We start from the raw sequence: 12057 nt of genomic DNA, 5'->3' as shown, positions 1-12057 counted from the left end.
ATTGGGGCGGAATAGGCCCGCGCCGCAATCGTGGTTCTGGCCATGAGCAATGAGTCCTGAGCCTAACGTCCGCTCAGGGTCGAAAGCAGCCCGTCGCGCCACGCCAGAAAGCGGACATCCGCCATTACCGCCGGTCCGGACATGGAAATCGGCGGACTGGGCCGCTTTCAGCCATGCGGTGCGTCCTTCGAGGCTCGCTGCGCGGGCGTCTCAGGGTGAGGGACTTTGTGCTGAATTCCTCATCCTGAGGTGCGCGCTCGAGAGCGCGCCTCGAAGGACGCAAGGCCTTGAAAGCCGACCCGCCCTAGCTCGCCGGCAGCTTCGCCCCCGTCTCGCCGACCCAGTCGACGATCTCCGACAGCGCCTGGCCGACAGCCTGGTCATAGGCCGGGATGATCGCCGACAGGCGGTTGTCGGCGGCCTTGACCCGGGCGACGAACACCTTGTCGCCGAGCAGGGCGCGGTCGTTGCTGCGGGTGGTGACGGCGCGGATCTCGACCAGGACCTGCGGCGGCGCCTTGGGGCCGTCGACATAGTCGGTCTCGAACGAACGGACCTCCAGACGCAGGGCCATGGCCGCCTTCAGGGCCTCGCCCCGGGTGACCAGCCGGGCCTGGCTGCCTTCGGCCTCGAAGGCCCGGGCCACGGCCTCGTCGAACAGCACGATGGCCGGCGAGACCCAGCGGGCGTCAGAGATGTAGGCCGCCTGGCCGTTGGTCACCGACAGCAGGCGGTCGCTCATCGCCGCGCGGGTGAACACCGTCGGCGTCTTGAAGACCCCGAAGTTCTTGTCCGTGACCGGCCGCGAGCTTTCCACCGCCGCGTGGCCGAAGCGGTAAAGCCCGGCGGGCTTGGTCTTGGGGAACAGGCTGATGCAGCCGGTGAGGGCGACGGCCGCGACGGCGATCGTCGCCGACCGCAGGGTGGTGCGCAGGATGCTCACGGCTTGACCTCCAGTTCCTTGGCCGGCGCCTTCCCGACCAGGGCGCGCGGGTTCTGTTCGACTTCGCTGACCAGCCGGTCCAGGGACTCGGCGGCCGACTGCAGGGTGACGACGGCCGATGACAGCTGCGGCAGGCCGGTGGCGGCGAAGTCGCTGGTCGGGCCGTCCAGCTTGCCGACCATGCCGCGCACGTCCTTGGCCGTGGCCTTCAGCTCGTCGGCGGCGTCGCCCAGGTTCTTCAGGGTGCGCTTGGCGTCGCCGTCGGCCAGGCCGTTGACCGAGTCCGACAGCTGGCCGATCTTGGTCGAGGTGGTGTCGATGCTCTGCAGGGCCTTCTGGGCGTCGGCGATGATCGCCTTGCGCTCGCGCAGCTCGGCGGTGACCACCTGGACGTCGTTGAGCGAGGCGCTGAAGGTCTTGACGTTGTCGTCCGACAGCACGCGGTTGACGCGGTCCAGGGCCTCGATGGTGCGGGTCAGCACCGTGCCGCCGCCTTCCAGCAGGTCGGACAGGGCGCTGCGCTGGCTGCGGATCACCGGCACCTCGCCGCTCTTGACCGTGGTCTTCAACAGCGGCTTGGACGGCGCGCCGGCGGTGATCTGCACATAGTTGACGCCGGTGATGCCCTGGGGCTCCAGGGTGGCGAAGCTGTCGGTCTTGATCGGCACGTCCGAGGTGACGCGCACGCGGGCGATCACGCGGTTGGGGTCGGACTTGTCCAGGGCGATCTTGGTGACCTCGCCGACCTTGATGCCGTTGAAGTGCACCTCGCCGCCGTCCGACAGGCCGCGCACCGGACCGACGAACAGCACATCGTACAGGTCGTATTCCTGGTTGAAGCTCAGCTTGGCCAGCCAGACGGCGAAGACCAGCAGACCCATGAACAGGATCAGCGTGGCGGCGCCCACCAAGGCGTAGTTGGCGTTTCTTTCCATCAGCTCGTCCTCGGTGTGGTCTGGGGAGCCATTTGGGGCGCCACCTGGGCCGCCGCCTGGTCGGCGGCCGCGCGGCCTCGCGGTCCCATGAAATACTCCTGGATCCAGGGGTGGTCGTTCTTCTCCAGCTCCTCGACGGAACCGGTGGCGACCACGCGCTTATCGGCGATCACCGCGATGCGGTCGGTGATCTCGTAGAGGGTGTCCAGGTCGTGGGTGATCATGAACACCGTCAGGTCCAGGCTGTCGGACAGGTCCTTGATCAGGGTGTCGAAGGCCGCGGCGCTGATCGGGTCCAGGCCCGCGGTGGGCTCGTCCAGGAACAGCAGCTCGGGGTCCATGGCCAGGGCGCGGGCCAGGCCGGCGCGCTTGCGCATGCCGCCCGACAGTTCGGCGGGCTTGAGGTTGCCGGCCCGGGCGGGCAGGCCGACCAGGGCGATCTTCAGGTCGGCCAGATGCTCGATCTCGCCCTTGGGCAGGCGGGTGTGTTCGTGCAGCGGCGCGGCGACGTTCTCGCGCACGGTCAGGTTCGAGAACAGCGCCCCCTGCTGGAACAGCACGCCCCAGCGGCGCTCGATCACGTTCCAGCGGCGGCGCGAGGCGTCGGCCATGTCCTGGCCGAACAGCTTGACCGAACCGCCGTCGGGGACCTTCAGGCCGATGATGGTGTTGAGCAGCACCGACTTGCCGGCCCCCGAGCCGCCGACCACGCCCAGCACCTCGCCGCGGTTGGCGGTCAGGTCCAGGCCGTCGTGGATGACGTTGTCGCCGAACCGCGAGACCAGGCCGGTGACCCGGATCGGCGGGGCCTCGGCGGTCGACGGGGCCTCGTCCTCGGCCGTCTCGGACGTGTTCGCCGGGCTCAAAGGTCGAGCTCCATGTAGATCAGGGCGAACACCGCATCGATGGCGATGATCGCGAAGATGGCGTGGACCACGGCGGCGGTGACGCGGCGGCCCAGGGACTCGACGTCGTTGCCGACCTCCATGCCCTGGCGGCAGCCGATGGCGGCGATGACCATGGCCATCACCGGGGCCTTCGACAGGCCGATCCAGAAGTGCTGCACGCCGATCGAGTCCTGCATCCGCTGCAGGAAGAAGGTCGGCGACAGGTCCAGGGCCGTCCAGGTGACCAGCATGCCGCCGGCCAGGCCGGCCAGGGTGGCCACGAAGGTCAGCAGAGGGATGGTGATCAGCAGGGCGGCGAAGCGCGGCAGAACCAGGGCCTCGTAGGGGTCGACCCCCATCACCTGCATGGCGTCGATCTCCTGGTTCATCTTCATCGAGCCGATCTCGGCCGCGAAGCTGGAGGCCGAGCGGCCGGCCAGCAGGATGGCGGTGATCAGGATGTTGAATTCGCGCAGCACCGAGACGCCGATCAGCTCGACCGCGAACACCTGGGCCCCGAACTGGGTCAAGAGATTGGCGCCCAGCAGGGCCACGACCGCGCCGATGAAGAAGGTGGTGACGGCCACGATCGGGATGGCGTCCAGGCCCGCGCGCTCGGCCAAGGCCACCACCGGCGCCCAGCGGATGCGGCTGGGTTTGGCGATGCAGCGGCCGATGGCGACCAGCAGGTGTCCGAGGAAGGCCAGGGTGCTGTAGAGGTCGTCGCCCAGGCCGTAGACGCCCCGGCCGATGCGCTCCAGCAGGGCCAGGAAGCCCTTGCGCGGCGGCGCGGCCTCGGGCTCGACCTGGATGGCGTCGTCGACCAGCTGCAGCAGGCGCAGGGTGCGCGGACCGGCCTTGATCCGGCCCGTGTCGAGCCGGCCGTCGGCGGCGCGAATGATGGCGTAGGCGCCGGCCGTGTCGCAGCGGCTGATGTCGCTGAGGTCCAGGTTGACGGCCTGGGAGCCTTCCATGGCCTGGACCAGGCGCTCGCCGGCGTCGACCATGCCGCGCGCGGTCCAGTCCCCCGAGAGCACGGCCGTCTTGTGACCGGCGGTCTCCTTGAGGGTGAAATCAGCCGGAGCGCCCATGAAGTCTCGTCGGTCCCTGTAATCCGCCGTCGAAGCTTACCAAGACGCTCGACCAAGCCCAAACGTGCCAAGGCCAGGCTTGTTGCAACGCTTACTGCGCTAGGAATAGGCGGGTGCGCGGCCTCGCGCCAGCGACCATGCCGTGATCCGGGCGAATGGTCGAACCTTTGTCGCTAAAGGTGCGTTGTATGGCCTGCAACGGGGGCGTTGCTCTAAAAGGCCCGAATGTTTCCCAGCTCGCTCAACCGCCGCGCCGCGCTCGGCCGGCTTTCGCTGTCGGCGGTCCTGGCCATGGCGCCGCGCCTGGTCGCCGCCCAGATTCCCGCCGCCCAGGCTCCCGCCGTCCAGGTCCCCGCCGTCGACGCCGCCAGCCAGCCGTTCTCGGTCGAGGCGCTGCGCGACAAGGCCCGCGCCCTGGCGGCCGCGCCCTACGCCAAGCCGCCCGCGCCGCCCACGATAACCGGCCTGACGTACGACGACTATTTCCGCATCCGCTTCCGCTCCGAAGCCGACCTCTGGAAGGACCGCCAGCCGGCGTTCCGGGCCGAGTTCTTCCCGCCGGCCTGGCTGTATCCGCGCCCGCTGCCGATCTACGAGGTCGCCGCAGGCCTGGCGCGGCCGATCGCCTTCGACCCGGCGATGTTCGAGATCCCCGGCGAGCACGCCGACGTCGCCAAGGGCTGGAACGGCTTTTCCGGCTTCCGCCTGCTGTGGCCGCTGAACGAGGCGGGCAAGCTGGACGAGATCGCCGTGTTCCAGGGCGCCAGCTACTTCCGCAGCCTGGGCCGCGGCCAGCGCTACGGCCTGTCGGCGCGGGGCCTGGCGATCGGGGCCGGCGAGCCGAACGAGGAGTTCCCTGACTTCGTCGCCTTCTGGCTGGAGCGGCCCGAGGCCGGCGACCCGGCGGCCGGCGGCGACGCCGTGGTCGTCCACGCCCTGATGGATAGTCCCAGCTGCGCCGGCGTCTACAGCTTCACGATCCGGCCGGGCGACAACGTGACCTTCGACGTCGCCGCCAGCATCTTCCCGCGCGCCGCCATGACCAAGGTCGGGGTCGCGGCCATGAGCAGCATGTTCCTGTTCAACGTCGCCGACCCGTCGCCGGTCCAGGACTACCGCACCGCCGTGCACGACAGCGACGGCCTGGCGATCTGGACCGGGAAGGGCGAGCACGTCTGGCGGCCGCTGCAGAACCCCCAGGCCCACCGCCTCAGCAGCTTTCCGGACGAGAACCCCAGGGGTTTCGGCCTGGTGCAGCGGGCGCGGGCCCTGGAGGACTTCGGCGACCTGCAGGCCCGCTACGACCTGCGGCCCAGCCTGTGGGTCGAGCCGCTGGACGCCTGGGGCGAGGGCGCGGTGCACCTAGCCGAGCTGGCCACCACCAAGGAGACCGACGACAACATCGCCGTCTTCTGGCGGCCCAAGGCCCCGTGGACGGCCGGGTCGCAGGTCGACCTGCGCTATCGCCTGCACTGGGGTCAGGAACGCTTCGCCAGTCCCGACGCCCGGGTGTTCCGCACCCGAACCGGGGCCGACGCCCAGGCCGGGCTGCGGCTGTTCACGGTCGACCTGCAGGGCGGGGCCCTGGCCGAGGGGCTGGACGGGGTGGCGATGGACCTCCAGGCCGAGGGCGGCGAGATCGTCTGGCGCGACCTGTCGCCCTATCCCGACGAGGCGGCGGCCCGCGTCGCGTTCGGCGTCCGCCCCAAGGCGACCGACATCGACCTGTCGCTGCGCCTGACGCGGGGCGACCGGGCGATCTCGGAGACCTGGCGGTATCTCTGGACGGCGTAGGCGGTCGCGGATGTCCGCCTAGCCGCCCCGGACGATTTCGGGGAAGGACTTGCCGCTAGGCGAGGGGCGCCGCCGAACGGCGGCTTGACGGGATCGACCGTCGCTGAAGCCGATGGTCGCTCCTCCGCCGAGCCCTTAAGGGAGCCTGATTTCAAGCTCGGTTAATGAAATCGGGTCACCCCTTTGGATCCTACGGATTTCGGAACTCGGGGCAGCGGCATGAGCGTCAATCAGCAACTCGACCAACGCATGGCCTTCATGCGGTTCGACCAACGCGCGCGATCGGCGCTGCAGGCCGCCAAGCCGGTGGTCGACGCCGAGATCCACGCCGCCCTCGACAGTTTCTACGACCAGGTCCGCGCCTATCCCGAGATGCGCGCGCTGTTCGCCAGCCGCGCCCAGATGGACGGGGCCCAGGCGCGCCAGGGCGACCACTGGCGCAAGCTGGCGACGGCCGAGTACGGCCCGGACTACGCCGCCGGCGTCCAGCGCGTGGGCCAGGCCCACGTCCGCGCCGGGCTGGAGCCGCGCTGGTACATCGGCGGCTACGCCCTGGTCGCCGAGCACCTGATCCGCGCGGTGCTGGCCAAGCGGGCCAAGGGCGGCCTGTTCGGCGGCAAGGGCGAGGGCGAGGTCTCCGACCAGGTCGTGGCGCTGATCAAGGCCACCTTCCTGGACATGGACCTGGCGATCTCCAGCTATCTCGACATCCTGCAGGAAGAGCGCGAGCGGATGGCCGCCGAGCGCCAGGCCGCCGAGCAGCGCCAGGCCGCCGCCGTGGCCGCCGTGGGGCAGGCCCTGTCGCGACTGGCGGCGGGCGACCTGTCGGCCCGGGTCGACGGCGCCCTGTCGCCCGAGTTCCTGGGCCTGAAGGCCGATTTCGACCACGCCGCCGCCGCCCTGGCCGACACCATCAGGGCCGTCGAGCGCGCCACCTCGGGCATCCGCTCGGGCGCCGACGACATCGCCCACGCCGCCGACGACCTGGCCCAGCGCACCGAGCAGCAGGCCGCGACCCTGGAGCAGACGGCCGCCGCGGTCGAGGAACTGACCGCCACGGTCGAGCGCACCGCCAGGAGCGCCAAGGCCGTCTCGGCCCAGGTCAGCGAAGCCGCCGCCGACGCCCAGCGCTCGGGGGCGATCGTCACCCGCGCCGCCGAGGCCATGACCCAGATCGAGACCTCCTCGGCCAAGGTCTCGCAGATCCTGGGCGTGATCGACGAGATCGCCTTCCAGACCAACCTGCTGGCCCTGAACGCCGGGGTCGAGGCGGCCCGCGCCGGTGACGCCGGCCGCGGTTTCGCGGTCGTCGCTCAGGAAGTCCGCGCCCTTGCCCAGCGCTCGGCCGACGCGGCCAAGGAGATCAAGACCCTGATCGCCGATTCCAGCCGCCAGGTGGGCGAGGGCGTCGATCTGGTCGCCCAGACCAACCAGGCCCTGCGCGGCATCGTCGACAAGGTGGGCGTGATCGACACCCTGGTCGACGAGATCGCCGCCTCGGCCAACGAGCAGGCCTCGGCGCTGGGCCAGGTCAATGTGGCGGTCAACCAGCTGGACCAGGTGACCCAGCGGAACACGGCCATGGTCCAGCAGTCGACCGAGGCCACCCACGCCCTGCGCGCCGAGGCCGCGGACCTGTCCAACCATGTGGGCGGCTTCCGGACGGGTGCGGCGTCGGGCGACCACGCGGTGCATCAGGCCCGTGAACGCGTGGCGGCTTTCGCCCGGTCCGGGCGGTAATCCGCTGAGCACGGTTGGGGCACGGTTGGGGACAGGCACATGTGCCTGTCCCCGTCGGCTGGAGGGCGCTATCAAGGCGGCATGGATCGTAGACGCAGAATCCTGATCGTCGGGGGCGGCACGGCCGGGTGGCTGACGGCCGCCTACCTGGCCAAGTCGCTGCGGATCGCCGAGCAGGCGCATCTGGAGATCACCCTGCTGGAGTCGCCCGACGTCGGCATCATCGGCGTCGGCGAGGCCACGTTCCCGACCATCCGCACGACCCTGCGGTTCCTGGGCATCGACGAGGCGCGGTTCATCCGCGAGACCTCGGCCACCTTCAAGCAGGGCATCCGCTTCAACGACTGGGCCTGGGCGCCGCGGGACGACGGCGAGCGCCACCAGTACTTCCATCCATTCGAGGCCCCGTTCTCGACCGACGGCACGAGTCTGGCGCCCTACTGGCTGCTGCAGGACGAGGCGACCCGCGCGCCGTTCGCCGAGGCCATGACCATCCAGGCGCGGGTCGCCGACGCCCAGCGCGCGCCCAAGCGCCCGCACGAGGGCAACTTCTCCGGCCCGCTGAACTACGCCTACCACTTCGACGCCGCCAAGCTGGCCCAGGTGCTGGCCGAGCGGGCCCGCGAGCTGGGCGTGCGCCACCTGCAGGGACGGCTGACGGAGGTGGAGCTGGACGCGGCCGGGGCCATCGACCACGTGGTCTGCGCCGAGCACGGGCGGCTGGAGGCCGAGCTCTATGTCGACTGCACGGGCTTCCACGCCGAGCTGATCGGCCAGGCCCTGAAGGCCCCGTTCAAGTCGGCGCGGCCGATCCTGTTCACCGACCGGGCCCTGGCCTGCAAGATCCCCTATGAGCGTCCCGACGCCCCGATCCAGAGCTTCACGGTCGCCACCGCCCACGAGGCCGGCTGGACCTGGGACATCGGCCTGAACGGCGCGCGCGGCGTCGGCTGCGTCTATTCCAGCGACCACATCGACGACGGCCGGGCCGAGGCGATCCTGCGCGGCTATGTCGGCCAGGACGTCGAGATCGCGCCGCGCACCCTGGCCTTCGAGGCCGGCTATCGCACCAAGCAATGGGTCAAGAACTGCGTGGCCGTGGGCCTGTCGGCGGGGTTCCTGGAGCCGCTGGAGTCGACCGGGGTGGTGCTGATCGAGGCGGCGGTGGCGATCATCGCCGAGCTGTTCCCGCACAACGGCCCGATCAGCGCGCCGGCCTTCCGCTTCAACGAGCTGATGACCGCCCGTTTCGACAACATCATCACCTTCCTGAAGCTGCACTACTGCCTGAGCCAGCGCACCGAGCCGTTCTGGCGCCAGAACGCCGATCCGGCCTCGATGCCCGAGCGATTGGTCGACCTCCTGGAACAGTGGCGCTGGCGGCCGCCCACCCGCTACGACTTCATCCTGGATCTGGAGACCTTCGCCTTCTTCAACTACCAGTACATCCTGTACGGCATGGGCTTCAAAACCGACCTGTCGCCGGGGCGCAGCGAATTCCCCGACGTGGCGGGCGCCGAAAAGCTGTTCGCCAAGATCCGCAATTTCGGCGAGCGCGCCACCCACGACCTGCCCAGCCACCGCGACCTGATCGCCCAGATCAACCGCTTCGGCTTCGACCGGTCGCTGGAGTCGGCCTGAGGCTGGTACGGCGTCAGGCGAAGTCGGCCATCTCGTACAGCGGCCGGATCTCGATTTCGCTCGGGCCCAGCATGGGGTTGGGACAGCGCTTCACCCAGGCGACCGCCTCGTCCATGTCCTTGACGTCCCAGAGCCAGAAGCCGGCGACCAGTTCGCGCGTCGCGGCGAAGGGGCCGTCAATGATCGTACGGCCGGCGCCGTCGAAGGCGACCCGCTTGCCCTGGGAGGAGGGCTTGAGACCGTCGCCGTCGCGCATGATCCCGGCCTTGACCAGCTCGTCGTTGAACCGACCCATCGCCTCCATCATCGCCATCGTCTCCGGCGTGGGGACAAAGCCCTTTTCACTGTCTTCGGTCGCCTTAACGAGCACCATCACACGCATCGCCTGTCTCCCTGTTCGAGCCGGCCTCGTCGGCCTTGTCTCGAAATGACGAATGGGGCTTTCGGAAGCCGACATCGTTGCGCGACTTTTGGCAAAAAAAGCCCTCGCTCCGGCAGGAGAGCGAGGGCCCAGGGAAGCGACTTTTGAAAGGTCAGGCGGCGGCCTTCACGGGCGCGCCTTCGATGGCGTCCAGTTCGCCCGTCTCGCGGGCCTTCTTGCCGTAGACCACCTCGAACAGCGGGCTGGCCATGACGGTGGTGACGATGGCCATCAGCACCAGCATCGAGAACAGGGTCGGGCCGATGATGCCCTTCTGCAGGCCGATGTTGATGATGATCAGCTCCATCAGGCCGCGGGAGTTCATCAAGGCGCCGATGCCCATGGCGGTGTGGTGGTTCTCGCCCGAGGCGCGGGCGGCGACGTAGCAGGCGCCCCACTTGGCCAGGACAGAGGCGGCCAGGACGCCCAGGGCTATCAGCAGGAGTTGGGGCGAGTTGACCATGTCCATCCGGGTGTTCAGGCCCGAATAGGTGAAGAACATCGGCAACAGCAGCACGACGGCGATTGGCTCGACCTTCTTCTTCAGCTCCTGCACTAGCAGGCCGCGCGGCATGACCACGCCGAGGATGAAGCCGCCGAAGATCGCGTGGATGCCGACGGCGTCCATCAGGAAGGCCGAAAGGCAGAAGGCCAGCATGATCATGGCCAGGACCGAGGTGCTCATCTGGCCCTCGCGCTCGACCATGCGGCCCAGCGGAGCCAGGATCTTCGGGCCGAGGATGGTGACGAACGCGACCCAGGCCAAGCCGCCGCCGATGGCGAGCACCGCCACGCCGGGACCGCCGCCGAAGGTGGCCAGCACCACGGCCAGCACGCACCAGGAGACGGCGTCGTCGAAGGCGCCGGCGGTCAGCGACAGCGTGCCCAGCGAGGTCTTGGCCAGGCCGCGCTCATTGATGATCCGGGCCAGCATCGGGAAGGCGGTCAGGGCGATGCAGGCGCCCATGAACAGGGTGGCGGCGCCCTGGCCGATGCCGGCGGCGAACAGGCCCGGCACCTTCAGCAGGAACGGCGTGATGATGGCGGCGATGACGAACGGCGCGGCGATGCCGGCGAACGACACGCTCATGGCGCTCTTGGCCTTGGCCTTGAAGTGATCGGCCTGGAAGCTGGTGCCGACCATGAACATGTAGAGGCCCACGCCCAGCTGGGCGCCGACATACAGCACGTTCTTGGTTTCCTTGGGGAACAGCATCCCCTGGAAGTGCGGGAACAGCAGGCCCAGCAGGGACGGGCCCAGGATCACGCCGGCGACCATCTCGCCCACCACCTGGGGCTGGCCCACCTTCTGGCCCAGCCAGCCGACGACGCGGCAGGCCAGCACGATCGCGGCCAGCTGCAGGAAGAAGTGAACGCTGAAATCGGCGGGCGCATAGCTGTGCGCGGCGGCCGCGGTGGCCGGGCCGTGCGGGCCCAATATGCCGGCCACGGTGCTGATGAGACTGGATATGACGTCGGACAAAGCGTCCCCCCTTGGTGAATCCTTCTCGGCGTTTCCCCGCCGTTGAGGCCAAGCCGCGCAGACTTGGCTTTTGGCCGCAAGCCGAAATCACGTTTTGGACGCCGTTGTTCAGAAGATTGTTTTTGCTGGGGAATTTCCTGTTGCTCGAACGCCACAATGTAGTAACGTGCCTACAAGACAGCCTTGTCAATGTAGGTACGTAGGCACATGAAGGTCATCTCCAGCCGCGACTTCAACCAGGATGTCAGCCAGGCCAAGCGCGCCGCGCGGATCGAGCCGGTGTTCGTGACCGACCGGGGTCGGACCACCCATGTGCTGATGAGCATCGAGGCCTATCGCAAGCTGTCGGGCCAGACCGAGACGATCGTCGACCTGCTGGCCATGAGCGCGCCGGTCGCCCTGGACGTCGCCGAGACGCGGTCGGACGAGACCTGGGACAACCCCGTGAACTGGCGCGGCTGATGTACCTGCTCGACACCGACATCGTCTTCGAGCTGCGCAACGCCAAGGCCGGCGGGACCGATCCGGGCCTGGCCGGCTGGGCCGCCGGGGTCGCCCGCTCCAGCCTGTTCATCTCGGCGATCACCCTGCTGGAACTGGAGACCGGCGTGGCGCGGGTCGAGCGCAAGGACAAGGCGGCGGGCGCGGCCCTGCGGACCTGGCTGGACGGCCAGGTGGCCGGCGCCTTCGAGGGGCGGGTGCTGCCGGTCGACGCCGCCGTCGTCCGGGCGCGGGGTCGCCTGCCGCTGACCGACGCCCGCGACGCCCTGCTGGCGGCCACCGCCCTGGAGCATGGCCTGACCCTGGTCACCCGTAACGGGGCGGCCTTCAAGGTCAACCGGCTGAAGCTGTTCAACCCCTGGGGCTACAAGCCCGAGGCGCTGGACGACAGCGAGGACTGGGGCCAGGCCGCCAAGGCCGGGTCGCAATGGCTGCGGAACATCTTCGTGCGGGGCTAACCCGAGCTGGGTGGGCGAGCCCGGTCGCGGAAGCCGGATGGGCGAGGTCAGCCACGCTATTCCAGGATGATATCGTAAACAGTCGCGAGACGGACCCGAAGCGTTTCGCGGGCTGGATCAACCCGCCGCCGGCGGGGCGTTTCATCCGGCATAAAGCCTGACA

At 69.3% G+C, this 12057-nt stretch carries 11 protein-coding genes; 5 read left to right on the top strand and 6 right to left on the bottom strand.

The annotated features are described in order from the left end of the window. Positions 1-304: 304 nt before the first annotated feature. From ACSQ2G_RS19670 to ACSQ2G_RS19655, 4 genes are read right to left on the bottom strand one after another with little or no spacing between them, the layout of a single operon-like run. Positions 305-943, bottom strand: a complete 639-nt coding sequence (locus ACSQ2G_RS19670; protein ID WP_436033738.1) for an ABC-type transport auxiliary lipoprotein family protein — start codon at positions 941-943, stop codon at positions 305-307. Beyond that, positions 940-1878 carry an MlaD family protein gene (locus ACSQ2G_RS19665; RefSeq protein ID WP_436033736.1) on the bottom strand — a complete coding sequence of 313 codons (939 nt, stop codon included), beginning with the start codon at positions 1876-1878 and terminating at the stop codon, positions 940-942. The genes ACSQ2G_RS19670 and ACSQ2G_RS19665 overlap by 4 nt, the downstream gene beginning before the upstream one ends. Continuing rightward, complete coding sequence (locus ACSQ2G_RS19660) at positions 1878-2744, bottom strand: ABC transporter ATP-binding protein (RefSeq protein WP_436033734.1); 867 nt, start codon at positions 2742-2744, stop codon at positions 1878-1880. Before ACSQ2G_RS19660 ends, ACSQ2G_RS19665 begins: the two co-directional genes overlap by 1 nt. Continuing rightward, complete coding sequence (locus ACSQ2G_RS19655; RefSeq protein WP_436033732.1) at positions 2741-3856, bottom strand: MlaE family lipid ABC transporter permease subunit; 1116 nt, start codon at positions 3854-3856, stop codon at positions 2741-2743. The genes ACSQ2G_RS19660 and ACSQ2G_RS19655 overlap by 4 nt, the downstream gene beginning before the upstream one ends. 225 nt (positions 3857-4081) lie before the next feature. On the opposite strand from ACSQ2G_RS19655, the gene ACSQ2G_RS19650 reads away from it, so the two are divergent. The 3 genes from ACSQ2G_RS19650 to ACSQ2G_RS19640 all read left to right on the top strand — a co-directional run bounded on the left by ACSQ2G_RS19650 (position 4082) and on the right by ACSQ2G_RS19640 (position 9031). Then, a complete protein-coding gene (locus ACSQ2G_RS19650) occupies positions 4082-5650 on the top strand; it encodes a glucan biosynthesis protein G (protein WP_436033730.1) in 1569 nt (522 codons plus the stop codon). Positions 5651-5869: 219 nt separating this feature from the next. Next, on the top strand, positions 5870-7390 hold the full coding sequence (locus ACSQ2G_RS19645) for a methyl-accepting chemotaxis protein (RefSeq protein WP_436033728.1): 1521 nt from the start codon (positions 5870-5872) through the stop codon (positions 7388-7390). An 81-nt stretch (positions 7391-7471) separates the two neighbouring features. Beyond that, complete coding sequence (locus tag ACSQ2G_RS19640) at positions 7472-9031, top strand: tryptophan halogenase family protein (protein WP_436033726.1); 1560 nt, start codon at positions 7472-7474, stop codon at positions 9029-9031. A gap of 13 nt (positions 9032-9044) precedes the next feature. On the opposite strand, the gene ACSQ2G_RS19635 is transcribed toward ACSQ2G_RS19640, so the two are convergent. Then, on the bottom strand, positions 9045-9413 hold the full coding sequence (locus tag ACSQ2G_RS19635; protein ID WP_436033724.1) for a YciI family protein: 369 nt from the start codon (positions 9411-9413) through the stop codon (positions 9045-9047). A 151-nt stretch (positions 9414-9564) separates the two neighbouring features. After that, positions 9565-10935, bottom strand: a complete 1371-nt coding sequence (locus tag ACSQ2G_RS19630) for a cation:proton antiporter (protein ID WP_436033722.1) — start codon at positions 10933-10935, stop codon at positions 9565-9567. Positions 10936-11142: 207 nt separating this feature from the next. Here ACSQ2G_RS19630 and ACSQ2G_RS19625 point away from each other — a divergent pair, with 207 nt between their 5' ends. Together ACSQ2G_RS19625 and ACSQ2G_RS19620 are read left to right on the top strand one after the other, a co-directional pair. After that, positions 11143-11397 (top strand): type II toxin-antitoxin system Phd/YefM family antitoxin, encoded by a 255-nt coding sequence (locus tag ACSQ2G_RS19625; protein ID WP_436033721.1) that lies wholly within the window; start codon positions 11143-11145, stop codon positions 11395-11397. Further along, complete coding sequence (locus ACSQ2G_RS19620) at positions 11397-11894, top strand: type II toxin-antitoxin system VapC family toxin (protein WP_310085018.1); 498 nt, start codon at positions 11397-11399, stop codon at positions 11892-11894. The genes ACSQ2G_RS19625 and ACSQ2G_RS19620 overlap by 1 nt, the downstream gene beginning before the upstream one ends. Positions 11895-12057: the final 163 nt, after the last annotated feature.

Source organism: Caulobacter sp. LjRoot300 (assembly GCF_964253875.1).
Classification (GTDB): domain Bacteria; phylum Pseudomonadota; class Alphaproteobacteria; order Caulobacterales; family Caulobacteraceae; genus Caulobacter.
This window is presented reverse-complemented; position numbering and strand designations above follow the sequence as displayed.

Coding starts and splice junctions, on each gene's coding strand:
- ACSQ2G_RS19655 (WP_436033732.1), bottom strand. CDS start 3,856: ATGGGCGCTCCGGCTGATTTCACCCTCAAGGAGACCGCCGGTCACAAG.
- ACSQ2G_RS19665 (WP_436033736.1), bottom strand. CDS start 1,878: ATGGAAAGAAACGCCAACTACGCCTTGGTGGGCGCCGCCACGCTGATC.
- ACSQ2G_RS19620 (WP_310085018.1), top strand. CDS start 11,397: ATGTACCTGCTCGACACCGACATCGTCTTCGAGCTGCGCAACGCCAAG.
- ACSQ2G_RS19645 (WP_436033728.1), top strand. CDS start 5,870: ATGAGCGTCAATCAGCAACTCGACCAACGCATGGCCTTCATGCGGTTC.
- ACSQ2G_RS19650 (WP_436033730.1), top strand. CDS start 4,082: ATGTTTCCCAGCTCGCTCAACCGCCGCGCCGCGCTCGGCCGGCTTTCG.
- ACSQ2G_RS19635 (WP_436033724.1), bottom strand. CDS start 9,413: ATGCGTGTGATGGTGCTCGTTAAGGCGACCGAAGACAGTGAAAAGGGC.
- ACSQ2G_RS19640 (WP_436033726.1), top strand. CDS start 7,472: ATGGATCGTAGACGCAGAATCCTGATCGTCGGGGGCGGCACGGCCGGG.
- ACSQ2G_RS19625 (WP_436033721.1), top strand. CDS start 11,143: ATGAAGGTCATCTCCAGCCGCGACTTCAACCAGGATGTCAGCCAGGCC.